The sequence below is a fragment of the uncultured Arthrobacter sp. genome (assembly GCF_947495145.1).
Classification (GTDB): domain Bacteria; phylum Actinomycetota; class Actinomycetes; order Actinomycetales; family Micrococcaceae; genus Arthrobacter_D.
The window spans coordinates 121,026-145,993 of record NZ_CANLXP010000009.1 but is presented as its reverse complement, the minus strand read 5'-3'; the positions used below and the strand labels follow the sequence as shown (position 1 = coordinate 145,993).

Sequence of the window (24,968 nt, the reverse complement as noted above, 5' to 3'; positions counted from 1 at the left end):
CCCCTAGACCCTCAGGATCGCTGCCCCGTGAGCCGGCAGCGTGACCGTGCCGTCCCCGATCGATTCCCCGGGCTCGGTGCTGAGCAGGACCTTCTTCCCTGCCACCGGAATGTCCCGCTCGCTGTCTGCAAAATTCACGACGACGGCGGTACCTCCCCGGTGGAGCACGAGCCAGCGCTGGTCCTCATCGAAGTCCACCTCCACGGACGTGAAGTCGGGGTTATGCAGATCCTTGTTCTTCCGGCGAAGGGCGATCAGGTCCCGGTAGATGTTCAACAGACGCGCCTGTTCCGGGCGCTCCTGCTCCGTCCAGTTGAGCTTCGCGGACACGAACGTTTCTGGAGCCTGAGGGTTGGGCACCGTGTCCGGATCCCACCCCATTTTCTCGAACTCCCGCAGTCGTCCCTCAGCCGTCGCTTTCCCGAGCTCAGGTTCGGGGTGTGAAGTGAAGAACGGCCACGGCGTGGCGGCGCCGTATTCCTCCCCCATGAACAGCATCGGAGTGAAGGGGCCGGCGATGTTGAGCACAGCGGCCTGGGCCAGCTGCGCGGTGTTGAGCGAGGCGCTGATCCGGTCACCGGCGGCACGGTTGCCGATCTGGTCGTGGTTCTGCGTGCAGACCACGAGCTGGTGCAGGCTGTGCTTCGCCGGGTCGATGGGACGCCCGTGCGAACGCTCCCGGAATGACGACCACGTTCCGTTGTGGAAGAAGCCTTCCTTGTACACCTTCGCGAGCGCACCGATGGAGTCGAAGTCCTCGTAGTAGCCAACCGTTTCACCGGTGATGTTGACGTGCGCCGCGTGGTGGAAGTCGTCGCTCCACTGCCCGGCCAGACCGTAGCCGCCGGCGCTGCGCGGCGCGATGAGCCTCGCGTTGTTCAGGTCAGATTCAGCGATCAGGAACAGCGGCTTGCCGAGCTCTGCGGCACACCGGTCGGTCTCGACCGCGAACTCCTCGAGAATGTGGATGGCCCGCTCATCGTGCAGGGCGTGCACGGCATCGAGCCGCAGGCCGTCCACGTGGTAGTCACGAAACCACATCAGCAGGTTGTCCACCACGTACCGCCGAACCTCATCGGACAGCGGCCCATCCAAGTTAAGGGAATCGCCCCAGGTATTGGACTTGCCCTCAGTCAGGTACGGAGCGAACTGGGTGATGTAGTTGCCGCTCGGGCCCAGGTGGTTGTAGACGACGTCCTGGATGACGCCGAGCCCACGCTGGTGGGCGGCATCGACGAACCGCTGGTACGCCTCGGGCCCGCCGTAGGTTTCTTGCACCGCGTACCAGAGCACTCCGTCGTAGCCCCAGTTGTGGGTGCCGTTGAAGGCATTGACCGGGAGCAGCTCGACGTACTGGACGCCGAGCTCCACCAGATAGTCGAGCTTGACGATGGCCGCCTCAAGCGTCCCCTCCGGGGTGAATGTGCCAATGTGCATTTCGTAGATGACGTTCCCGTCCAGCCCGGGGGAAACCCAACTGCCGTCGCCCCAGGAATAGGCACCGGCGTCGAACGTGCGGGAAAGCTCGTGCACCCCCTCCGGCTGGCGGCGTGAGCGGGGGTCGGGCACCGGCTTCTCAGCATCGTCGAGCAGGTAGCCGTAGTCCACTTCACCGTCAGCGGGAGCTCCGGGCGCGCTCCACCAGCCACCCTCACCGGAGACCATTGCGAATTCGGTTCCGTCAGCCACCAGCGTCACGGACTGCGCCTTCGGCGCCCACACATCAAACCTCGAACGTTCGGCGAACTTCGGATTCATCGAGCTTCCTCCTTCACAAGAAGTGCCACGGGGTAGGTTTCGAACAGCCGCTTGGCCGGGACCGGCCCACCCTCAAAGCCGGTGCCGGTGATCGCGCAGCTATAGCTGCCTTCCGGAAGTACGACGGCGGTGTCCCGCCAGCCGCCGGCGCGCTCCAGTCCCAGCGGCAGACGTGTAACCGCGGTGACGGCACCGCCGCGGTCGAAGGCGAAAACGTGCTCCGCTGCCGCACCGGTGGAAACCACCGATCGATACCCGGAGAACAGCTCGGGGCGGTCCTTGCGCAGCCGCAGGGCACGTGAGACGACAAGGAGCTTGGCGAGGCCGCCGTCGTCAATCTGCGGCAGAGCGCCGAAGGCAAGGTCAACAAGTCCCTGTTTCCGGGCTGCGAAGTCGACCGGTCGCCGGTTGTCGGGGTCCACGAGCGAGGTTTCCCAGAGCTCCGACCCCTGATAGACATCCGGCACACCGGGCATGGTCAGCTGCACCAGCTTGGCGCCCAGGGAGTTCGACCAGCCCGGTGCAGCCGTCTTCTCCACCAGTGCGGTGATGAGGGTGTTCACTTCCGGGCGGTCGAAAGCCGCGTCAACGGCGTCGTGCATCTTCTCTTCGAAAGCGGCGTTTGGCGCCGTCCAATGGGTGCTGGCGTCGGCCTCGCGGGATGCCTTTTCGACGTAGGCGTGCGCGCGTTCCCGGCTTAGCGGCCACGCCCCTACCAGTGCCTGCCACATCAGTGACGCGAAGGCGGTATCGCCGATCGGCGCAAGCCGGTTCAGCTGCGCCAAATCATCAGTCCACTCACCCGCCAGCTCGGAGAGCACGGAGATGCGCGCGCGGGTGTCCTCGCCGCGCTTGGTGTCGTGCGTGCTGAGCGAGTTCATGGTCAGCGGCGAGGATTCCTGGCGTTCGAGCAGCGCACGGTGAACCTCATAGCTGTCCAGCGCAAAAATCGACGGGTCCGCGCCCACTTCGTTGAGCGAGGTCAACCGGTTGAACCGGTAGAACGCAGTGTCCTCAACACCCTTCGCCATCACCATTCCCGAGGTCTGTTGGAACCTCACGGCCAGTTCCGGGAGCTCAGCCTTCGGATCGGTGAGGTACGGGTTGAGAAGGGGATGCAGTGCATCAATGACCGGTGCCAGGTCCGGCCTGCGAACCTTGGCGTTCAGCACGGCTTCGGCGAGATGATCCGCGCCGTCGGGCAGGTAGCTCCGGTAGACCGGGAAGCACGTCAGCAGCTCGGCGATCGCGTCGGCACTCTGTTCCCGATCAAGCTGTGCGGAACCGGGAACCAGCCGAGCGAGCCTCATTACCTCGGAGCGCAGGATTCCGTCGGTGATGCCCCGCTTGGTGCCGTGAATCATGTTCACAAACGGCTCCGTGGGCACCGCAGCGTCCAGCGCAGGCTGGCCCGCCGGGTCCACGAAGAGCCGGTCCACCACGGCGAGGCCGTCGTAGCCGGTGGTGCCCTCGCAGGCCCAGCGCTCAGGCAGAACCTCTCCCGGCTCCAGAATCTTCTCGACCAGCGTGTACGCGCCGCCGGAAAGCTCCCGCAACCGCTCGAGGTAGCCCGCCGGATCAGCGAGACCGTCAGGATGGTCGATCCGGACCCCGTCCACCAGGGACTCCTCGAACCAGCGGCGTACCTCTGAGTGAGCCTCGTCGAAGACCCAGGGCACCTCCACCCGGACGCCCGCGAGCGTATTGACGCCGAAGAACCGCCGGTAGTTCAGCTCGCTGTCCGCGCGGCGCCAGTTCACCAGTTCATAGTGCTGCCGTGCGTGGACCTGGGCCCCGGTGTCGCCGGGCTGCGCCGTACCGTCCGCGATCGGGAAGCGGTTCTCGTAGTAGTGCAACTCACGGTCGACGACCTTGAGCTGCTCTTCTTCGGTATCGCTGTCCCCGAGAACGGGCACCCGGATCCGGCCGCCGCCGGCCTCCCAGTCCACGTCGAAGGCCTCGGCGTAGCGGGAGTCCCTGCCCTTGGCCAGCAGGTCCCACCACCACGCGTTCTGCGCCGGGGTGGCGACGCCCACGTGGTTGGGCACGATGTCCACGAGGACACCGAGCCCGGCCTCGTGCGCTGTCCGGCACAGCGCGTCGAACGCCTCGGCGCCGCCGCGTTCCGGGTCCACGGAGGTGGGATCGGTCACGTCGTACCCGTGGTCCGATCCCTGCTCCGCCGTGAGGACGGGCGAGAGGTACACCCAATCCACCCCGAGGTCCACGAGGTAGGGCACGACATCTGCTGCAGCAGCGAGGTCGAAACTGGATCGGATCTGCAGCCGATAGGTCGAGTTGGGTGCCTGCACGTTGTTCCTCCTGTAGATGGGCGGTTCTGACTGATCCGAAAGGATCAGGCCGAGCCAGCCCGCGATGTGTGCTCGTTGGCGAGGATAGCCAGGGAGGCCGCGACCGAGTGATCCGGTTCCTCCACCTCCGCATGCGCTCGGAGCACCACCATTGCCTTCGCTTCCACCGTGACCTCGTTGCCGGCAGGGATGGGTTTGGAGTCCGCGTACACGCCGGCCGTGTCAATGACCTCGTCCCACATTGGCCCGTACTCCTCCGAGGGCACTGTGAACGTTACTGCCTCATCATTCGCGTTGAAGTAGAGCAGGAAGTTCAGGTCGGTGATGCGCTGGCCCCGCTGGTCCCGGCCGCGGATGCCCTGCCCGTTGAGGAAGACACCGATGGAACGCCCGAAACCTGAGTCCCAGTCTTCCGGTGCCATCAGCTCTCCTGCGGTGTCCAGCCACACGATGTCGGGCAGCGCCTCGCCCTCGCCCCGGCGGACGGGACGCCCGTCGAAGAATCGGCGACGCCGGAAGGTCGGGTGCTCGGAACGGAGCCGGTTCACTGCCGCAGTGAATTCGAGCAGCGGCTGATCCAGGTTGTCCCAGTGCACCCAGGACAGTTCCGAATCCTGGCAGTACGTGTTGTTGTTTCCCTCCTGGGTGCGGCCGAGCTCATCACCGTGGGAAATCATCGGCACACCCTGCGAGAGCAGCAGCGTGGCGATGATGTTGCGCTGCTGCCGGACACGCAGCGACTGCACTACTGGGTCATCGGAGGGACCTTCCTCCCCGCAGTTCCAGGAGCGGTTGTGGGATTCGCCGTCGTTGTTGTCCTCACCATTGGCCTCGTTGTGCTTTTCGTTGTAGGAAACGAGGTCACGCAGGGTGAAGCCGTCATGGGCGGTGACGAAGTTGATCGACGCGACGGGGCGGCGAGCGGAGTGCTCGTACAGGTCCGCTGAACCGGTCAGCCGCGCAGCGAATTCACCGATGCTTGAGGGCTCACCGCGCCAGAAATCGCGCACGGTGTCCCGGTACTTGCCGTTCCACTCGGTCCACTGCGGCGGGAAGTTTCCTACCTGGTAGCCGCCGGGACCAACGTCCCATGGCTCGGCAATGAGCTTGACCTGGGAGACGATCGGATCCTGCTGCACGAGTTCGAAGAACGCAGAGAGCCTGTCAACCTCGTAGAACTCACGGGCAAGCGCCGAGGCAAGGTCAAAGCGGAAGCCGTCCACATGCATTTCTGTAACCCAGTAACGCAGCGAATCCATGAGCAGCTGCAGGGAGTGCGGGTTGCCCACGTTGAGTGAGTTGCCGGTGCCCGTGGTGTCCATGTAGTACTGCTTGTCGTCCTCCACCAAGCGGTAGTAGGACGCGTTGTCGATACCACGCATGGAGAGCGTGGGCCCCATGTGGTTGCCCTCGGCAGTGTGGTTGTAGACGACGTCGAGGATTACCTCGATGCCGGCGAGGTGCAGTTCCCGCACCATCGCCTTGAATTCCTGGACCTGTTCTCCCTCGTCACCGGTGGAGCCATAGGCATTGTGCGGCGCGAAGAAGCCGATGGTGTTGTAGCCCCAGTAGTTGGACAGACCCTTGTCCTGCAAGGTGCTGTCATTGACGAACTGGTGCACCGGCATGAGTTCGATGGCCGTGACACCGAGCTTCTGAAGGTGTGCGATCACTGAGGGGTGCGCAACGCCGGCGTAGGTGCCGCGCTGTTCCTCCGGCACGTCGGGGTGCAGCTGCGTCAGGCCCTTGACGTGTGCCTCATAAATGACGGACTGGTGGTACGGGGTCTTCGGCCGGCGGTCGCCATCCCAGTCGAAGAAGGGGTTGATGACGACGCCGAGCATCGTGTGAGCTGCTGAATCGTCATTGTTGACGGAATTCTCGTCGCCGAAGTTGTAACCGAACAGCGTCTGATCCCAGTGGTACTCGCCGTGGATTGCCTTGGCGTAGGGGTCCAGGAGCAGCTTGTTCGGGTTGCAGCGGTGCCCCTCAGCCGGGTTGTTGGGACCGTGAACCCGGTAGCCGTACTTCTGGCCGGGGACCACGTGCGGAAGGTAGCCGTGCCAGACGTACCCATCGACTTCCTTCAGGGCGATGCGGGTTTCGGTGCCGTCGTCCTCTATCAGGCACAGCTCCACCTTCTCGGCGACCTCGCTGTAGAGCGCGAAATTGGTCCCGGTGCCGTCATAGGTTGCCCCCAGCGGATAGGCATCTCCTGGCCAAAGTTCCATATGTGCTCCTTGGTTGTTGTGCTGCCCGAGCTTCTCGGGCCGCTTGTTCTGCATCTTTTCATAGCGCAGGCATCTGACATTTTGGTACACGAGGGTTACTGAAATTTACTCCGGTGGGTCCCGCAGCACCTCGGAGATGACCCGGCCGACGTGGCGCGGCAGGTCACTGACAACGATCGGGCCGCGCTTCGCTGCCCGCCGGCCCGCCAACCCGTGCAGCATCGCCGCCGCTGCTGCCAGCGCAGCCCAGCGCGACGACGGCGGCGGCCCCAAGAGGGAGCCGGCACCGGCGTCGTTCTCGCGGGCGTTCGTGGCGACCAGCGCGCCAAGGATCCCGGCAAGCGTGTCACCGGAGCCTGCGGTAGCGAGCCACGGCGTGGCGTTGGCCTGGCTGAACACCTCGCCGCCCGGTGCTGCCACCACCGTGGTGCTGCCCTTGAGCAGGACGGTGGCGCCAGTGGCGTGTGCGGCTCGGCGGGCGAATTTGGCGGGGGCTGCCTCGATAACGCCGCGCTCCACACCGTCGCCACGGCGTTCGAACAGCGCAGCGAGCTCGCCCGCGTGAGGGGTAAGGATGACGTGGCTGCCAACCCTTTCCGAAAGCAGCGGTAGCGCTCCGGCGTCGACGACGGTCGGTAATCCCGAGGCAATGGCATCGCGGGCCCGCTGCCGCTGCCCAGGATCCTCGGTGGCACCCGGTCCAACGAGCCACGCCTGCACATGCGAGTCGGCAACGGAGCCCTGCGAGCACACCACTTCAGGGTGCACGGTGTTGATCAGGGCGGCGACCGGAGCAGGTCCCAGGAACCGGATCATCCCGACGCCGGTGGCAAGTGCCGCACCGGTCGCCAGGACGGCCGCGCCCGGGTACATCGCGGAGCCGGCCGCTATGCCGAGGACGCCGCGGCTGTACTTGTGGTCGGCCGGCTGCGGTTGGGAATAGAGGGAGCGGAAGTCGCCGGGCTCCAGCGCATAGGCGCTCGGCTTCGGAAGGGTGTCAGCGAGCCCGATATTGATGGTGGCTACCCGTCCGGCAGCGCACGCCCCAGCACCCATCAGCAGTCCGGCTTTCAAGCCGCCGAAGGTCACCGTGAGGTCAGCTCTCAGAACCTCGCCGGCCGTCTCGCCGGTGTCGGCGTTCACGCCGCTCGGAACATCACACGCCACCACGCGGCCCGTGATCCCGCGCGCGTTCACCCGCTCAATCAGGTTCACCGCCACACCGCGCAACCCACCCACGCCGCCCGTGCCGAGAATGCCGTCAATAACCAGGTCCGCGATGGCAACCCGCTCGGCGAGGCGATCCAGCGTGCCTTCGGTCAGCTGCTCAACCCGCCCGCCCGCAGCGCGGAAGGCGGCCAGCGCGTCGGTGTGCACGCGCTCGGAGGTGAGTACCGCCGTCGTGCCCGTTCCGCGCTGTTGCAGCCGGGCTCCGGCAAAGAGCGCATCTCCCCCGTTGTTGCCGCTGCCGACCAGTACGACGACGGAGCGTCCGTAGGTGCCGCCGGTCGCCTGGAGCTCCGCTGCGGCGGCCTGGGCGAGGCCGTGCGCTGCCCGCTGCATCAGCTCATTACCGAGACCGGCCTCAAGCAGCGGGAATTCCGCTGCCCGGACCTCACTCCCGGTATAAGCACTAAGCATGCTTAGAATCTTAGCGGGTGGTCTCCGGATATTCCCCCTCGGCCACAACCATGGCCGTCGCAACGCCGCCGTCGTGACTGAGTGAGAGGTGCCAGCGGCTTACTCCGCGCGAATCGGCGACCGCCTGAACCGTCCGCGAAACCTGGACCGTTGGGCTGCCGTTGGCGTCCAGGCCGATCCAGCAGTCCTGCCAGTTCATGCCCGCGGGCGCGCCGAGTGCCTTGGCCACAGCTTCCTTCGCTGCGAAGCGGGCGGCGAGCGAGCGGGTGTTGAGCCCACGCTCGGCCGCGACGAAGAGGCGGTCACGCAGCCCGGGTGTGCGCTCAAGCTGGCGCTCAAACCGGGCGACGTCCACCACGTCCACCCCGATGCCGATAATCAATGCAGCTGCCTATTCGACCGTGACGGACTTCGCCAGGTTACGCGGCTGGTCGACGTCGTAGCCCTTGGCCGATGCCAGCTCAAGGGCGAAGATCTGCAGCGGAACCGTGGTGAGCAGGGGCGCCAGCAGCGTCGAGGTCTGCGGCACGTGGATGACGTGCTCCGAGAACGCCGCCACGGACTCGTCACCTTCCTCTGCAATCACAATGGTGATGGCGCCGCGGGCGCGGATCTCCTGGATGTTGGAGACCACCTTGGAGTGCAGCGAGTCGCGTCCGCGCGGGGAAGGCAGTACGACGACGACGGGCTGGCCCTCCTCGATCAGCGCAATCGGTCCGTGCTTGAGCTCGCCGGCAGCAAAGCCTTCCGCGTGGATGTAGGCGAGCTCCTTGAGCTTGAGCGCGCCCTCCATAGCGACCGGGAACCCGACGTGGCGGCCGAGGAACAGCACGGACTTGGCGTTTGCCATGTCGCGGCCGAGCTTCTTGACGGCGTCGGCGTTGTCGAGAACGTCCTGGATCTTGGCGGGCATCTCACCGAGGTCGCTCATGACGGCGGCAATCTCGTCGCGGAACTTGTTGCCGCGCAGCTGGGCCAGGTACAGGCCGAGCAGGTATGCCGCGGTGATCTGCGCCAGGAACGCCTTGGTGGAGGCAACTGCGATCTCCGGGCCGGCGTGGGTGTAGAGGACAGCGTCGGACTCACGCGGGATGGTGGAGCCGTTGGTGTTACAGATGGCAACGACCTTGGCCCCCTGCTCCCGGGCGTACCGGACGGCCATGAGGGTATCCATGGTCTCGCCGGACTGGGAGATGGCCACCACGAGGGTCTTCTCGTTCACGATCGGGTCGCGGTAGCGGAACTCGTGGGAGAGTTCCACCTCGGTGGGGATGCGGCACCAGTGCTCGATGGCGTATTTGGCGACGGAGCCGGCGTACGCGGAGGTTCCGCAGGCAAGGACCACAATCTTGTCGACCGAGCGCAGAATGGATTCGTCGATCCGGAGCTCATCGAGCACGAGGTTTCCCTTGGCGTCGGTTCGGCCGAGCAGGGTCTGGCCAACGGCGTCGGGCTGGTCGTTGATTTCCTTCTCCATGAAGGAGTCGTAGCCGCCCTTTTCAGCTGCGGCGGCGTCCCAGTCGACGTGGAATTCCTTGCCTTCGGCGGGAGCGCCGAAGAAGTCGGTGATTGCCACCTCGTCCGGAGTGATGGAGACAACCTGGTCCTGGCCGAGCTCCACTGCGCGGCGGGTGAAGTCGATGAAGCCGGAGACGTCCGAGCCGAGGAAGTTCTCGCCCTCACCCAGGCCCACAACCAGCGGGGAGTTGCGGCGGGAGGCCACAACGACGTCGGGAGCATCCTGGTGAATGGCAAGCAGGGTGAAGGCGCCTTCGAGTCGCTGGCTGGCCTCCTGCATGGCCTTGGTCAGCGTGTCCTCGGTGCCGGCCTCAGCCAGGCGGCGGTAGATGCTGCCCAGGAGGACTGCGGCAACTTCGGTGTCTGTGTCTGAAATGAAGGTGGCGCCGGAGTCAAGGAGCTCTGCCTTCAGCTCTGCGAAGTTCTCGATGATGCCGTTGTGGATGAGGGCGAGGCGGCCGTCGTCAGCCAGGTGGGGGTGGGCGTTTTGATCGGTCGGTCCGCCGTGGGTGGCCCAGCGGGTGTGACCGATGCCGGTGAGTGAATCGGGAAGCGGCTCAGCTTCCAGCTCGGCGATGAGGTTGGTCAGCTTGCCGGACTTCTTGCGGGACTGGATGCCCGACTCGGTCAGGACCGCGACGCCCGCTGAGTCATAGCCGCGGTATTCGAGCCGGCGCAGGCCCTCCATGACAACGTCAAGGGCGCCGTGGCTGCCATTTGAATCGACGTCCTCGATTACCGCGCTGTTCAGTGATGCGCCGTTGCTACGGCCTACGTATCCTACGATTCCACACATGGGCTTAAGCGTACCTGCCGCGCGCTTGTTCCTTTGTCCCGCGAAGTTCCGCGGTGGCGCAGGTCACCGGGCAGGCCGCGACCCGTTTGTTAATGTCCAGGTCAAGGGGCAGAATTCACAGGGTGAGTGAGCAACGTCCCGGTACCGGGCCCACAGCGACGGTGGACGCCGGTGTTACCCCGTTCGTTGAACTCGAGCGCCAGACGTGGGCGCGGCTGTCCAATGAGATCGAGTCGCCGCTGAACGTCGAGGACATCCTCCGGCTGCGCGGGCTGGGCGATGCGCTCAACCTGGACGAGGTGCGCGAGGTGTACCTCCCCCTCTCCCGGCTGCTCTCCCTGTATGTGGCGGCATCCCACGAACTGCATGCCGCCACCAACACCTTCCTTGGTGAGAGCACCACGCGCACTCCGTTTGTGATCGGCGTTGCCGGCTCGGTGGCGGTCGGCAAGTCCACCACCGCACGCGTGCTGCGCGAACTGCTCCGCCGCTGGCCCGGCACGCCGAACGTTGAACTGGTGACCACGGACGGGTTCCTCTATCCGAACGAGGAGCTGGAGCGGCGCGGCCTGATGCAGCGGAAGGGCTTCCCGGAGTCCTATGACCGCCGTCGTCTGCTGCGTTTTGTCAGCGAGGTGAAGAGCGGTGCAGAGGAGGTCCGTGCCCCCTGGTACTCCCACCTGACGTACAACATCGTGCCGGGACGTGAAGTGGTGGTTCGGCGGCCGGACGTGCTGATTGTCGAGGGTTTGAATGTCCTTGCACCGGCGCGCATGAGGGCCGACGGCCGGTCTGGCCTCGCGCTGAGCGATTTCTTCGATTTTTCCATCTACGTGGACGCGAAAACCTCCTATATTGAGGAGTGGTACGTCCAGCGTTTCCAGTCGCTGCGCAGCGGCGCCTTCGCCAACCCGGAGTCCTACTTCCACCGGTACGCCTCACTCACCGACGAGGAGGCCCGCGAGACCGCGCTTGGCATCTGGCACCGCATCAACGAACCGAACCTGATGGCCAACGTTCTGCCCACCCGTGGCCGTGCCACCCTGGTGCTCACCAAGGAAGCCGACCACTCGATCCGAAGAATGCTGCTACGAAAAACCTGACGGCGCCCCGGCGGCACCGCAGCCCATCCAGCTGGATGACGACGGCGGTGCTCATCGTCGCGCTGTCAGCCTGCGGTACGCCGTCCCCGTCTGCGGACAACACGAGCACAGCCGGTGTTCCGACGGCGGCAGAAACTCCCGCTCCTTCTGCGGCTCCGCGTGCATCGCTTTCTACCGGCACGATTCCCGCTCCGGCGCAGCGCACGCCTACTCCGGTTGAAACCTCCGCTGCTGCTACTGTCTCGCCCGACTCACCGGTGGCTACACCGTCGCCGAGCGTTCCCGCTTCCTCCCCGACACCGGTAGCTGAAGCGCCCGCAGAACCGGCCGAGCTGAGTGATCCTGAGTCGGTGACCGTCGTCGTCAATAAGCGCCGGCCCCTCAACCCGGTGGACTACTTCCCCTCCGGTCTTGTGCTGCCCGCGGTTCCCCTCGCGGTACAGGAACCGAATGCGCTGCTGCGTGGCGACACCGCAGCGGCTGTGGAGGAGCTCTTCGCGGCGGCAGCGGACGACGGCGTCGGCCTCACCATGGTCAGTGGTTACCGCTCCTATCAGGATCAGGTGTCCACCTACGAGCACTGGGTGGCGCAGCACGGCGGCAACACCGATGAAGCAGACCGGATCTCGGCCCGCGCCGGGTTCTCGGAGCATCAGACAGGGCTCTCGTTCGACGTGGGACAGGCCGATGGCGCATGCACCCTGTCCTCCTGCTTCGCCGACACGGCGGCCGGCCAGTGGATGGCGGCCAACGCGCACCGGTTCGGGTTCATCCTGCGGTACCCGAGTGGAGCACAGGACATCACCGGGTTCTCCGGCGAGGCCTGGCACTACCGGTACGTGGGCGTCGACGTCGCCCAGGCCATGCGGGATGAGGGCATTGCGACGCTCGAGGAGTACTTCGGACTTCCCGCAGCCCCCGGGTACTAACCCCTGGAACTTCTGCGCAGCTCCGGCGGTTTGTGCGCCGTCGGGCTCACCGGATCTGCACAACTCTTCCCGTAGCCTGAACCCATGATCAACGGATTCAAAAACTTCATCATGAAGGGCAACGTCATCGACCTGGCTGTTGCCGTGGTTATCGGTGCCGCGTTCGGGGCGGTGGTGAAGTCGCTCGTCGAGAACGTCCTCATGCCACTGATTTCGGCGCTCGTCGGCGCCCCCAACTTCGACGACTTCGCGAAAGTGACCATCAACGGCAACGAGATCCTGTTCGGGATGTTCCTCACCGCCGTCGTGAATTTCCTTCTGATTGCCGCCGCTGTCTACTTCGTAATCGTGATGCCGATGAACAAGCTCATTGAGCGGCGCGACCGCAAGCTGAACCTCGAAGAGGAAGTCGAGGAGGTCGATCCGCAGATCGCGCTGCTGACCGAGATCCGCGACAGCCTCAAGCAGCGTAGCTCCTGACAGACACTACTTGCCTGCCAGGCGCGCGTTCAGCCGGTCAACCTCGTCGAGCACCTCGGTTGCTGCCCAGGCACGGTCCCGTTTGCCCCGGGTAATGGGCGTAATGACACCGGCTTCTGTCAGCCGGTCCAAACTGGCATAGACGGCATTCAAGGTAACACCGGCGATTTGGGCAGCCGCGTGCGCTTCGATCACCGGTTGTTCCAGCAAAGCGGCAATGATTTTCTCATCGGCAGAACCGCGCCGCGGCTTCGCTGCTTCCTCCCAGATTTCGGGCAGCGCCTCCAACTCGGCTATCGATGCGCGGGCGGCATCGGTCGCCCTTACCGCCGATACCGCCAAGTACAGTACGAACGGGTCAACATCACCAGTTCTGTAGGCATTGACCAGATCGAAGTACCGCTGGACGTCGGCGACCATGGCGGAGGCGATTGGGGTAACCGTTCTGGTGGTCAGCCGACGGCGACGGCAGACGGCACCGATAAGGGCGCGCCCAATCCTGCCGTTGCCGTCGGTAAATGGGTGCACGGTCTCAAATTGTGCGTGCGCAATGGCTGCCTGGGCTATTACAGGCAGGTCATTCCTGTTACAGAACGCAATCAGGTCGGCGATCAAGTTGCCGACAAGTTCCGGGGGAGGCGGAACATGAATAGCATCGCGCGGAGAGTAGTCAGAACCGCCGATCCAGTTCTGGACATCGCGGAAGCAACCGGCGTACTTGAAGTCGACCGGATCGTCCTTCATCAGCAGGTGGTGCGCCTTCAGAATCTGTTCCAGCGAGATCGTGCCCTTCGATCCGGCCCCGTCGATCATGGCTTGGATGGCGTTAGTGGCAGCGACCATGGAACGGGCGTTCGCACTTGCCTTGATCCCTATCGCTGCTCGAGCGTAATCATCCCGCGGCGCTTCGACGTGTTCGATCTTCGAGGAGGAGACAGACTCACTCCGGAGGAGGAACCCACTGATGGCCGCCATGCGCGAACCGGAGGCGGCATCGAGGGAAGCCACAGCAACGGCGGCTTCTTCCAGCGCGACCAGGGTGTCCTTTTCCGGATAGTAATCATGCTTCGCGATCAGCGGCGGCAGGGATACCAGCACCTCGGTGAAGAGCCGATCCTCCCGCGGCGGTCGTCCCGAAGATCTCCACGGCCGCGTTTCGTATTCATGCGCTGGCCACATCGATCCACCGCCCCATTTCCCGAACCAAGAATTGGTCTAGTGCTATTCGCATTTAGTCCTCTAAACATGAATAGTGTAACGGCTATTCATGTTTAGAAAGAGTGCGGAGGAATTAGGCGGGTTCGAGTGCCAACTGGTTGTGCACGATCCCGGCGAGAGTCTCGGCGGTGCGTTCGGCGGTCACCATGTCTGCTGCCTCAACCATCACGCGGACCACTGGCTCAGTGCCGGAAGGACGCAACAGCACGCGGCCGGTTTCCCCGAGAGACTCCTGGGCGCTCCGGACGGCACGCTGTACTTCGTCGTCGCTGTTGACGCTCGACTTGTCGACGCCCTTGACGTTGATCAGCACCTGCGGGAGCTTGGTCATGATGGTGGACAGTTCCTTGAGGCTGCGGCCGGTCAGCGCAACCTGCGCCGCGAGCTGAAGACCCGTGAGGACGCCGTCGCCCGTGGTCGCGTAATCGGCGAAGATGACGTGACCCGACTGCTCGCCGCCGAGGCTGAAGCCGCCGTCGCGCATGCCTTCAAGCACATAGCGGTCGCCGACGGAGGTCTCGCGCAGGCTGATGCCTGCGTCGCGCAGAGCGAGTTTCAGGCCGAGATTGCTCATCACTGTGGCGACGAGAGTGTTGTCCTTGAGCCGGCCGGCGGAGTTGAGTGCTACGGCCATGATCGCCATGATCTGGTCGCCGTCCACGACGGTGCCTTCGTGATCCACTGCAAGGCAGCGGTCAGCATCGCCGTCGTGCGCTATACCAAGATCCGCACCGTGTTCCAGCACCGCGGCCTGGAGCATCTCGAGGTGGGTGGAACCGCAGCCGTCGTTGATGTTGATGCCGTCCGGGTCAGCGCCGATGACGATGATGTCGGCACCGGCGTCGGCGAAGACCTGCGGCGAGCAACCGCTGGCCGCACCATTGGCGCAGTCCAGCACCACCTTGAGGCCATCGAGCCGATGCGGAAGCGACTGCAGGAGATGGACGACGTAGCGGTCTTCCGCATCCGCGAAACGCTGGATACGGCCGACATCAGGGCCGACCGGACGGTGGCGGGGCTCGTTCAGCTCGGCTTCGATCGCGTCCTCGAGAGCGTCGTCGAGCTTTTTGCCGCCGCGGGCCAGGAATTTGATGCCGTTATCGGGCGCCGGATTGTGTGAGGCCGAGATCATGACGCCGAAATCAGCGTTCAGGTCGGCGACGAGGAACGCCGCGGCAGGTGTGGGGAGGACCCCTGCGTCGAAAACGTCGACGCCGGCACTGGCGAGGCCCGCTTCAACGGCGGCAGCGATGAAGTCGCCGCTGATACGCGGATCGCGGGCGATGACGGCGGTGGGGCGCCTGCCGTCCGCTTGCTGATGCCCGAGCACCACGGCAGCCGCCTGGGAAAGCTGCAATGCGAGTTCTGCGGTGAGGAGGCCGTTCGCCTGACCGCGGACGCCATCGGTCCCAAATAATCTAGTCATCGTGGTTCATCCTAAGGGAGAAATGTCCCGCACCCGGGAAGCATCGAAGAACGCTGTTAAAGCGTTACGCCCGCCCGGCAGCAGCCGAGCGGGCGTAACGGGTGAAGCTTATGGAGCAACCTGGACGCCTAGTGGAGCAAGATGGACCAAAGTGACCGAAATATTGCCCACCATCGTCCAGGTTGCTCCGCCAGCCGGGGAAGCTCTAGCGCTTGGAATACTGAGGCGCCTTGCGTGCCTTCTTGAGACCGGCCTTCTTGCGCTCGATGACGCGGGCGTCACGGGTCAGGAAGCCTGCCTTCTTGAGGGCGGGGCGGTTGTTCTCGCGGTCAATCTCGTTGAGCGCGCGGGCAACACCGAGGCGCAGCGCACCGGCCTGGCCGGAGGGGCCACCGCCGTGGATGCGAGCAATGACGTCATACGCGCCGTCGAGCTCGAGGAGCTTGAACGGATCGTTGACTTCCTGCTGGTGCAACTTGTTGGGGAAGTAGTCAGACAGCTCGCGGCCGTTGACAATCCACTTGCCGGTTCCGGGGGTAACGCGGACGCGCGCAACGGCTTCCTTGCGACGGCCTACAGCGGCACCGCCGACGGTCAGCGCGGGGCGCTCCTTTACAGGGGCGTCCGAAACGGCGGCCGATTCCGAGGTGTAGCTGGTGAGCTCCTCGGTTGGTTCATTCAGCTCTTCAGTGTTCTGAGCCACGGTTCTCCTTGAGTGATTCTTAGTCTGTGGTGGCCAGGACTACTGAGCGACCTGGGTGATTTCGAAAGTCTGGGGCTTCTGAGCCGAGTGCGGGTGCTCTGCACCGCGGTAGACCTTCAGCTTGCCGATCTGCTGTGCAGCAAGGGAGGTCTTGGGAAGCATACCCTTGATGGCCTTCTCAACAGCGCGTACCGGGTTCTTCTCCAGCAGCTCTGCGTAGTTGACGGACTTCAGGCCACCCGGGAAACCGGAGTGGCGGTAGGCACGCTTCTGTTCGAGCTTGGCGCCGGTGAGGGCAACCTTCTCAGCGTTGATGATGATGACGAAGTCGCCCATATCCATATGGGGGGCAAAGGTCGGCTTGTGCTTTCCGCGCAGCAGTGTTGCGGTCTGGCTGGCAAGACGGCCTAGGACAACGTCGGTGGCGTCAATGACGTGCCACTGGCGGTTGATGTCGCCGGGCTTCGGGGTGTACGTACGCACGGTTTTTGCCTTCGTTTCTTGTTCTACGGTGACGCTGGCTAACAGGAGTATGACCTCCCGATGCCAACGCAGCTGATGCATGCGTTACCGGAACTTCAGGTGAGGACTGAAAGCTTCACCGGTGATCCCTGGGTTCTCGGCCATATCCGCGGGCCAGGTAGCTCTGCAACTGAGCCGCACGCGGGCATGGACGTATCGAGATGGGATACGCACAACGACTCTCAAGGTTAGCGTGGACCGGCCCCGCCGGTCAAAACACGGTCGGAACCCAATCGCAATACAGCCGAAACAGCTTCCGCTCACACCACCACATAGGATGGCAGGAGGTTCATCAAGGGGGTAGGGCGAAGAGTGCGGCTGGTTCATCTTGCTTCGCGCCGCGCCTCCGCCCGCCGCAGCCTGTTGGCCATCATAGCGCTGACCCTGGCGGTTCTGACGGCGGTCCTCGCCGGCATCAGCGGCTTCACCCAGTTGGCTGCCACCGAGGCGCTGCGGTCGCTTGCCGCAGCCCCCGGCGCACAGGGTTTCTTCCGCATCCACACCACCATTGCCGACGACGACGCAGCGCAGCAGGCCGCCGCCGACTCCGCCTTCGCTGAGCTAGGCCTTCCCAACGGCCTCGCCATCTCCACCGCACCCTATTCACCGCCCCGCCCGCTGGTGCCCTCCGGCGGGACCGCCACCAACCTTCCGGCTGACCTCACCTTTCTGCCGGTCGGCTGGACACCGACGACGACGCCGGCAGCCGGCTCCCTCGCAACCTTCGCCCCGGAAGCCGGTACCGAAGGTGCCGACACCCAACGGACCGGCCCCGTCCCAGCCGCTCTGGAGGCCTCGACGGCGGAGTCCCTCGGGCTCGCCATCGGCGACACTTTCGCCGTGGAGGGCGCAGCGGGCACGGTCCGGCTCGAGCTGGTGGCAACCCTGACTCCCCGTGGCCCGGACGCCGCCTTCCTCAACCCCGTGCCGGTGCAGGGCGCAGAGACCGTGCCGACCGCCGTCGTCGTTCCTCCGGATGCCATCCCCACCCTGAGCGGCGAGCCGAAAGTGCAGTGGGTTTTCACCGTGAATGCCGACTCGGTCTCAGCGGCGGAGCTGTCCCGGCTGGCCGAGGGCCTGCGCCAATTGCCGCAGCGGCTGAGTAGCGATACTGCGGTCAACGACGGCGGTGTGATCCCGTCCGGTGAGCTGGCCGGGCTGCTGGCCTCAGCGGCAGATGCGACCCAGTCAGTCCGGGCAGTTCTCCCGATTGCACTGCTTTTACTGGTGGCGTTGAGCGCGGTGACGGTGGTCCAGTTCGCTCGGCTCCTCGCCGATACGCGCGCTGTCGAGGACAAGTTAATCAGCGCCCGCGGCTCCACAACGGGCCAGCGCGCCGCCGTCGCAGCTTTCGAGATTGTTCCGCTGGTCATCGCGGGCTGCGGGCTCGGGTGGATTGCCGCCGTCGTGCTGGGTCCGCTGCTCTCCTCCGGCAACGAGACGAACTACCTCGAAGGTATGGGCGAGTTCGCGTCGGCGAGCTGGACCGTGCCGGTGCTGTGCGCGGGCATCACTGCGCTGGTGTTCGTCGGCGTTGCGGTGCTCGATGCGCTCCGCGAGCACAGTCCGGGCGCAGACGCGGCACGCACGGCACGGGTGGCGTCCTTCGGCGTACTGGCGCTGCTTCTTGCTGCCACGGTGCTGTCGCTCTGGCAGTTCCTGCTGTACCGGTCGCCGTTGGTGGAATCGGGCAGCGGCGCCCTGAGGGTAAACCCGCTCGCAGCACCCGCGCCCGCCCTCCTGCTGTTGGCCGGGACTGCGCTCGCGCTGGTGATCACCAGTTGGCTGGCACGCCGCGTGGAGCGACAGACCGCATCCCGGGCCACGCTGGGAGTGCCGCTGGCCGCGCGGCAGGTGTCCCGGCGGATTGCGTCCTATGTCATTCCGATCGCGCTGGTCACCGTCACGGTCGGTACCGCGACCTTCACCGCCGCGTATGCGCAGACCACCAGCCGCTCGCAGGAGGCGGCTTCGCAGCTGGGCAACGGTTCGGACGTGCGCGTCGCGGTTCCGGGACCGCTGGTGATCCGGTCGGCCGACGACGTGCCGCAGCTCTCCGCCTACGCCGATAGTGAGGCGGTAACGGCAGCGTCCCTCGCCTATCGCGGGGAAGCGCGGCTGGCGTCCATCACCTCTCCCCTGCTCGCGGTTGACGCTGCGTCGCTGCCGGGGCTCCTCAGCGACGGCGCGAATCTTCTCGATGTCGGGGTCCTCGCCGCTGCCCTGGCCTTCGAGCCGCCAGTGCCCGAACCCGCGCTGACGCTGACGCCCTCTGCCACCCAGGTCCGCATGCAGTTCACCTCGACGGGCACTTCGGAAACAGCCGACGACGACGGCGCCACCCGCACCGCCTCCGTCACCGTCTGGATCCGCACCGAGGCAGGAAACCTCGTGCCCGTTCCCGCTGGAACCCTCGCCCTGTCCGGTGCCGGCGATCAGGCGCATTCCCTCTCGTTTGCGCTGCCCGAAGGCCTGCGTCCGACTGCGATCGCGGCGATCGATGTTGCGCTTGAACCGTCAGAGACCCCGCGCGGCTACGAGCTGGAAATCACCAGCGTCTCCAGCGACGGCGGGACCGGCACCGGCCAGGGACGGTTCACCGAGGATTCGAGCCTGCAGTTGGCGGTCGGTGTGTTCGGCGCCGCGCAATCAGGGGTGCAGCCGCTCGACGAGGGAGTCGGAGTGCGCTTCCCCGAGGAGGGTTCGACGGCGGGCACCGCGCAGGCACGCCTGATGCTCGACGTTGGGGATTCGCCGTCGCTTCCCGTGGCCCTCACGGCAGAGCTCCTCGCGGATCTTGACCTAGCCGTGGGCGACCCGGTGTCGCTGCGTCCCGGCGGCGTCGAAATTCAGGGGATTGTTGCAGCAGTTGCCCCAGTTCTTCCCGGAACCACCGAGAGCACAGCCGTTCTCGCCGACCTGCAGGCGTACAGCCGTGCCTCGCTCGCCAGTTCCCCTGCGCCGCCGCGGCCGGGCGAGATTTGGCTCGCGTCCTCGGACCGGGGCGCCACCGCTGCTGCTGCGGCCGGGATCGCAGGCCCGGGTGCAACGGTTTCCACTGCAGACAATTCCCTCATCGGGCGGTTCCTGGCGCCGGCGGCCACCTCGCTCTGGATCGGCGCGATCGGAGCGCTGCTCGTCGGCGGCGCAGCACTGACTGCCAGCATCGTGACCCTCGTACAGTCGCGACGGTCGGAGGTGGCCGTCCTGCGAGCGCTCGGCATGCAGGCGCAGGACCAGGTGCGCGGGCGCCGGTGGGAGGTGCTCAGTGTCGGGGGCGCCGCCGTCGTACTGGGCCTGCTGACCGGGCTGGGAGTGGCGGCGCTGACCGTGTCGCTGCTGGCGCAGGCTGTGGTGGTGAACGCATCGGAGGCGTTGCGGGCGCCGCTGTCGATCGCCGTCGTGCCGTTGCTGGGCGTGCTCGCGGTGCAGGTGCTGATCCTCGTGCTTACCGCCTGGTTCTACGGCGAGCGCGTGAAGCGGCAGGCACTCACGCCGGCGTTGGCGGTTGATGCGCTGTGAGCCTGTACCGGTTGTTGCGCCGGGAGTTCCGGCATTCCCGTTGGCCGTCAGTGCTGGTGGCGTCGATTGTGCTGGTGGTGTCGGCGCTGCTGTGCGCGTGGCCGAGGGCGGTGGACGCGATGTATACGGCGGACCTGCAGGAGTCGGTGTCCGAGCTCGCGGGATCCCAGCAGGCGGTCCGCGCGTTCAGTACTTCGTTCCCGCCGCTTGAGGACTTCAACCGCACCTTTGACGAGCCCGACGACGGCGGCCGCACCGGGAACGCGCTGGCCGGGATCCGCGAGGACCTGGCGCAGCCGCTCGCGTCGATCCTTGGCGAGGGCCGCTGGCTGGCCACCGGCGTCGACTCCAGCATCGGCCCCCTGCCGGAGGGCATCCGCGAGCTGGTGCTGAACTACGCCGTGGATGTGCAGGCGCTCGACCACATCGAACTAATCGAGGGTGAGCTGCCCGGACCGCCGCCCGACGAATACGGCGAAGAGCCCGTGGAAATCCTCCTCTCGCAGGATTCTGCGGCGTCGGCGAAGTGGGAGGTCGGCGAGGAACGGAACGTCGCGGTCCTCCTGCGGGCCTCCGATGATGAAGGGCTGGACGCACGGGAGCAGCCGGTGGTCCTCAGCGGCATCTTTGTGCCGAAGGACGCCGATTCGCCGTACTGGAGCCTGAACAACACGCTGCTCTCGGCGGCGGAGGATTTCAACCCGGACACCGGCACGGCGGTGAACGCCACGGCCTTCGTCTCCCCCGCCGCCTTCCCCTTCCTGTCCCGGGCATTCGACCACGCTCAGACGTCCTACTGGTACCCGGTAGCCACCGACTCGTTGACCGCAAGCACCGCACCGCAAACCGCCGCGCAGCTTCGTGAGTTCCTCGGAACCCCGCACACCGTGCCGGCCGCCTTCCCGACCGCGCCGACCGTGGTGTTCGGATCGGAAACACCCGACGTGATGGCCGAAGCCACGCAGCGGGCGGCGTCCACCAACCAGATCCTCGCGCTGTTGGCTTCCGGACCGCTTGGCGTGTGCCTGGCGACCGCAGCGCTGGCGGTACGGCTTCTCCTCGAACGACGGCGGGGCGCGCTGGCTTTGGCCTCGGCCCGCGGGGCAAGCGAGTGGCAGCTGCGCGGTGCCCTTGCGCTCGACGGGCTTCTGCTCGGCATCCCTGCGGCCGCGCTGGGTGCTCTGGCAGCCTTTGTTCTCGTGCCGGTGCCGTTCTCTCCCGGCCACGGAACGTGGGCGGTGCTGGCCGCGTTCGTGCCCGCGGCGCTGATGGCGCTTCAGCATCGCGCTGGTGTTTCGACGCGACAGGATCTGGTCTCCTCCTCGCGGAACCGGTGGCGTGTGAGTGCGGAGGCCGCCGTCGTCGTGCTGGCAGTTGTGGCAACAGTTCTGTTGACGCAGCGGGGGCTGGCGCAGGGTGAGCTGGAGTACGGCGAGGTGGATCCGCTGCTGTCGGCGACGCCGCTGCTCATCGCCCTGGCTGTCTGCGTGTTGGTGCTGCGCCTGTATCCGGTGCCGCTGGAGTGGTTCGCGCGGGCACGACGGCGGGGTCCCGGGTTGGTCGGGTTCCTGGGGGCGTCGCGGGCGGTGCGCTCCCCCGGTGCCGGGCTGGTGCCGGTGTTGGCGCTGATCGTGGGGCTCGCCGTCGTTCTCTTTTCCGGGGTGCTGCTGTCGACGTTCCGAGAGGGCGTCACCGATGCTGCTCAGGCCGACGTCGGCGCGGACCTCCGCATCCAGGGCCCACCGTTCTCGACGGAGCAGGTTGAGGAGATCCGGTCGGTCGACGGCGTTGCGTCGGTGGCTCCGGTGACGGACCTTGGAACCCTGCGCGCGGAGATCGGCGGCCGCCAGACCAAGGACGTCAACCTGCTCGCGACGGATCCCGGCGCCATGCTCGGTGTGCAGGAAACCCTTGCCGGCGCGTTCCCGCCTGCGCTGCTGAGTGCTCTGGATGGCGTTTCTTCGGGGGTGCTGCCCGTGGTGGCCTCGCCCGCGTTGGAGCTTGAGGAAGGTACAGCCCTTGAGCTGCGCTATCGCGGGACCACGGTGGACGTTGAGGTGGTGGGAGTCGGACCGGAGGATGTGGTTTTCTCCGCCTCCTCGACCTGGATGTTGATCGGCGAGGCTGCGATCGGCTCTGTGGAGGAGCGGACCTTCGAACCGTCTGTCCTTCTGGCTGACCTGCACGACGACGCCGGCTCCCCCTCCGTCGAGGCTGCGGTCGCTGATATCGCTGGGCAGCCGATTCTGCAGCAGACGCCGGAGCAGCAGGTGCAGCAGACGCTCGAATCCGCGTCCGGACGCGGGCTGCAGCTTGGGCTATGGGCGGTGATCGGTGCGATGGCTGTGCTGTGTTCGTTGACGATTGTGATGACGTCCGTGGTGAATGCCCCGGCACGCAACAGGTTGATTGCGCTGCTGCGGACGCTTGGGTTCCCGCCGCGTCGCGACGGTGCGCTGATGCTGTGGGAGCTTGGGCCGATTACCGGCGCGGCGGTGCTGGCGGGGACGGCGCTCGGGCTACTGTTGCCGCTCGCCATTCTGGGGGCGATTGACCTGTCAGCGTTCACGGGTGGTGCTGTTGAGCCGGCACTGGCGCTGAACCCCCTGCTGTTGGCGGGGCTGCTGGTCGGGTTCCTGGTGGTGGTGCTCGCGTCGGTAGCGGGTGCTGTGGCGGCTGGTCGGCGGCAACGGTTGGCGGCGGTTCTTCGAATGACGGATACCTGAGGTGGTTACGGTGAGACATGAAACGCAGCCGCACATCCTGTGCGAGGACGTGGTGCGGATCTTCAAGGGCGAAGGCATTGAGGTGCAGGCGCTGCAGGGCCTTAACCTGACGGTGATGCCGGGTGAAATGACCGCCGTCGTCGGGGCCTCGGGTTCCGGGAAGTCGACGCTGCTGACCATTTTGTCCGGCCTTGACCGTCCTTCCGCCGGGAAGGCGCAGGTGGCTGGCATCGATCTGCTGGGGCTCAGCCGCAAGGAGCGTTCGCGGTACCAGCGGGAGACGGTCGGGTTCATCTGGCAGCAGACGCCGCGAAACCTGCTGCCGTACCTCACCGCAGCGGAGAACGTGGCGCTACCGATGGCGATCACCGGACGGAAGGACGCCGACGCTCGGGTGGCTGAGCTGCTGGAGCTGAGCGGTGTGGCACATTGCCGGGACCGCCGGCCGCAGGAAATGTCCGGCGGGGAGCAGCAGCGGGTGGCTCTCGCCGTCGCGCTGTCGAATGAACCGAAGGTAATCCTCGCGGACGAGCCGACCGGCGAGCTGGACGAGCACACCTCCGCCGAGGTGCTGGAGGCGATGCGACGGGTGAACGAGGAGCTGGGCACGACGACGCTGATTGTCACGCACGACCCCACTGTGTCTGAGCACGTAAAGCGCACGGTGCAGATCCGGGACGGCCGCTGCTCTACCGAGACGCTGCGCCGGACGGGCTTGAATAACGACGGCGATGAGCACCTGATTGCCGAGGAGTTCGCCGTGATTGACCGGGTGGGACGGTTGCAGTTGCCGCAGGAGTTTATGGAGAGCCTGGATATGAAGGATCGTGTGCGGTTGGGGCTGGAGCCGGACCATGTGCGGGTGACGCCGGCGTCCGCTAATAGCCCTTCAGAGGAGACCCGATGAGTGGCGCAGTTGCCGCATTGCGTGCGGACGACGTCACCAAAACCTACGGCTCCGGAGAGAGCGCTGTTCACGCGTGCACGGACGTGTCGTTGTCCGTTCAGCCGGGTGAGCTGTTGGTGGTGAAGGGGCCTTCGGGATCGGGAAAGACGACGCTGTTGAATTGCATCGGCGGCCTGGATGAACCCGACAGTGGGAGCGTTTTCGTCGGGGATGTGGAGTTGACAGCGATGCGGGAGCAGGACCGCGTGACGCTGCGGCAGACGCATCTCGGGTTCGTGTTCCAGTCGTTTGGGCTGATTCCGATTCTGACCGCCGCGGAGAACGTGGAGGTGCCGATGCGGCTGGTCGGCATGCCGCCGGCCGAACGGCAGGCCCGGGTGGAGGAGCTGCTGGAGCTGGTGGGTTTGGGAAAGCATCATCATCAGCGGTCGGCTGAGCTTTCGGGCGGTCAGCAGCAGCGTGTAGGGCTGGCGCGTGCTCTGGCTAACCGGCCGAAGGTGCTGATCGCTGACGAGCCCACCGGGCAGCTCGACAGCGTCACTGCAGGCACCATGATGGACCTCATCAGCGATCTCGTTCATAGCCATGAGGTTGCTGCAATTGTTTCCACTCACGACCCGCTGCTGATGCAGCGTGCGGACCGGATCTTGGAGCTGCACGATGGGCGGCTTCTCGGTGCGAGCGCGAGCTCCTCAGAAGCCGTATCAGCTCCTCAAAGTGCTTCCCGAATCATCCAAGTTCCTTCCACTTACACCGGTCGGCGACGCCGAGAATCCTGACGCTGGCGCAGGAAAAGCGCAAGAAAGAATGCAGGAAAAGGGCCCACGGATAGGGTTCGCTCAGGATTGGTTCAATCTTGGAGTTTTCGGGGATTTCCACTGCTACTTTTTTGGCAGAGCTGGCGAAGGGCCAGCCGCCCATCTCGTACAGGAGAAATCAGATGCTCTCTCACTTCGTAGCTTTCACGAACACCATCAAAGCCCGCATGAACCGCGACGAGACCGGCGCTACCGCCGTTGAGTACGGCATCATGGTCGCGCTCATCGCTGTTGCCATCATCGCAGGAGTCATCCTTCTCGGCGATCAGCTTGAGGTCGCCTTCGAGAGCATCACCGGTGGCCTTACTGAAGGCGGAATTGTAGTACCCGAGTAGATCCGGCTGCTGGTGCTGCGGAG

The 24,968-nt window shown here is 65.5% G+C and carries 18 protein-coding genes; 8 read left to right on the top strand and 10 right to left on the bottom strand.

Annotated features, from left to right (window positions below):
• Positions 1 to 3: 3 nt before the first annotated feature.
• From treZ to glmS, 6 genes are all read right to left on the bottom strand, one after another.
• Positions 4 to 1,758, bottom strand: a complete 1,755-nt coding sequence (gene treZ / locus Q0877_RS09145; protein ID WP_299167149.1) for a malto-oligosyltrehalose trehalohydrolase — start codon at positions 1,756 to 1,758, stop codon at positions 4 to 6.
• Complete coding sequence (gene treY / locus Q0877_RS09140) at positions 1,755 to 4,070, bottom strand: malto-oligosyltrehalose synthase (protein WP_299167148.1); 2,316 nt, start codon at positions 4,068 to 4,070, stop codon at positions 1,755 to 1,757. Before treY ends, treZ begins: the two co-directional genes overlap by 4 nt.
• 44 nt (positions 4,071 to 4,114) lie before the next feature.
• Complete coding sequence (glgX, locus tag Q0877_RS09135) at positions 4,115 to 6,301, bottom strand: glycogen debranching protein GlgX (protein WP_299167146.1); 2,187 nt, start codon at positions 6,299 to 6,301, stop codon at positions 4,115 to 4,117.
• Positions 6,302 to 6,406: 105 nt separating this feature from the next.
• Positions 6,407 to 7,942 carry an NAD(P)H-hydrate epimerase gene (locus Q0877_RS09130; protein ID WP_299167144.1) on the bottom strand — a complete coding sequence of 512 codons (1,536 nt, stop codon included), beginning with the start codon at positions 7,940 to 7,942 and terminating at the stop codon, positions 6,407 to 6,409.
• 10 nt (positions 7,943 to 7,952) lie between these two features.
• The gene (locus Q0877_RS09125) at positions 7,953 to 8,324 is read right to left on the bottom strand and encodes a holo-ACP synthase (RefSeq protein WP_299167142.1); all 372 of its coding nucleotides are present in this window, start codon (positions 8,322 to 8,324) and stop codon (positions 7,953 to 7,955) included.
• Between the two features lie 9 nt (positions 8,325 to 8,333).
• Complete coding sequence (glmS, locus tag Q0877_RS09120; protein ID WP_299167139.1) at positions 8,334 to 10,256, bottom strand: glutamine--fructose-6-phosphate transaminase (isomerizing); 1,923 nt, start codon at positions 10,254 to 10,256, stop codon at positions 8,334 to 8,336.
• A gap of 122 nt (positions 10,257 to 10,378) precedes the next feature.
• Here glmS and coaA point away from each other — a divergent pair, with 122 nt between their 5' ends.
• From coaA to mscL, 3 genes are all read left to right on the top strand, one after another.
• Positions 10,379 to 11,359, top strand: a complete 981-nt coding sequence (gene coaA, locus Q0877_RS09115; protein ID WP_299167136.1) for a type I pantothenate kinase — start codon at positions 10,379 to 10,381, stop codon at positions 11,357 to 11,359.
• 35 nt (positions 11,360 to 11,394) lie between these two features.
• Positions 11,395 to 12,288 carry a M15 family metallopeptidase gene (locus Q0877_RS09110; protein ID WP_299167132.1) on the top strand — a complete coding sequence of 298 codons (894 nt, stop codon included), beginning with the start codon at positions 11,395 to 11,397 and terminating at the stop codon, positions 12,286 to 12,288.
• Between the two features lie 84 nt (positions 12,289 to 12,372).
• On the top strand, positions 12,373 to 12,768 hold the full coding sequence (mscL, locus tag Q0877_RS09105; protein WP_299167130.1) for a large conductance mechanosensitive channel protein MscL: 396 nt from the start codon (positions 12,373 to 12,375) through the stop codon (positions 12,766 to 12,768).
• Positions 12,769 to 12,774: 6 nt separating this feature from the next.
• On the opposite strand, the gene Q0877_RS09100 is transcribed toward mscL, so the two are convergent.
• The 4 genes from Q0877_RS09100 to rplM form a co-directional block, all read right to left on the bottom strand.
• On the bottom strand, positions 12,775 to 13,947 hold the full coding sequence (locus tag Q0877_RS09100) for a Fic family protein (RefSeq protein ID WP_299167127.1): 1,173 nt from the start codon (positions 13,945 to 13,947) through the stop codon (positions 12,775 to 12,777).
• 112 nt (positions 13,948 to 14,059) lie between these two features.
• Positions 14,060 to 15,412 carry a phosphoglucosamine mutase gene (gene glmM / locus Q0877_RS09095; protein ID WP_299167125.1) on the bottom strand — a complete coding sequence of 451 codons (1,353 nt, stop codon included), beginning with the start codon at positions 15,410 to 15,412 and terminating at the stop codon, positions 14,060 to 14,062.
• A 205-nt stretch (positions 15,413 to 15,617) separates the two neighbouring features.
• Positions 15,618 to 16,115, bottom strand: coding sequence for a 30S ribosomal protein S9 (rpsI, locus tag Q0877_RS09090; RefSeq protein WP_299167123.1), 498 nt, complete (start codon positions 16,113 to 16,115; stop codon positions 15,618 to 15,620).
• Between the two features lie 39 nt (positions 16,116 to 16,154).
• The gene (rplM, locus tag Q0877_RS09085; RefSeq protein WP_299167120.1) at positions 16,155 to 16,598 is read right to left on the bottom strand and encodes a 50S ribosomal protein L13; all 444 of its coding nucleotides are present in this window, start codon (positions 16,596 to 16,598) and stop codon (positions 16,155 to 16,157) included.
• Positions 16,599 to 16,949: 351 nt separating this feature from the next.
• Between rplM and Q0877_RS09080 the strand changes: the two genes are divergently transcribed.
• The 5 genes from Q0877_RS09080 (at position 16,950) to Q0877_RS09060 (ending at position 24,945) form a co-directional block, all read left to right on the top strand.
• A complete protein-coding gene (locus tag Q0877_RS09080) occupies positions 16,950 to 20,159 on the top strand; it encodes an FtsX-like permease family protein (protein ID WP_299167117.1) in 3,210 nt (1,069 codons plus the stop codon).
• Complete coding sequence (locus Q0877_RS09075) at positions 20,156 to 22,885, top strand: FtsX-like permease family protein (protein WP_299167116.1); 2,730 nt, start codon at positions 20,156 to 20,158, stop codon at positions 22,883 to 22,885. Before Q0877_RS09080 ends, Q0877_RS09075 begins: the two co-directional genes overlap by 4 nt.
• 10 nt (positions 22,886 to 22,895) lie before the next feature.
• Positions 22,896 to 23,792 (top strand): ABC transporter ATP-binding protein, encoded by an 897-nt coding sequence (locus tag Q0877_RS09070; RefSeq protein WP_299167114.1) that lies wholly within the window; start codon positions 22,896 to 22,898, stop codon positions 23,790 to 23,792.
• Entirely contained in the window at positions 23,789 to 24,571 is a 783-nt protein-coding gene (locus Q0877_RS09065; RefSeq protein WP_299167112.1) for an ABC transporter ATP-binding protein, read from the top strand. The genes Q0877_RS09070 and Q0877_RS09065 overlap by 4 nt, the downstream gene beginning before the upstream one ends.
• A 161-nt stretch (positions 24,572 to 24,732) precedes the next feature.
• Positions 24,733 to 24,945 (top strand): Flp family type IVb pilin, encoded by a 213-nt coding sequence (locus Q0877_RS09060; protein ID WP_299167110.1) that lies wholly within the window; start codon positions 24,733 to 24,735, stop codon positions 24,943 to 24,945.
• Positions 24,946 to 24,968 lie beyond the last annotated feature (23 nt).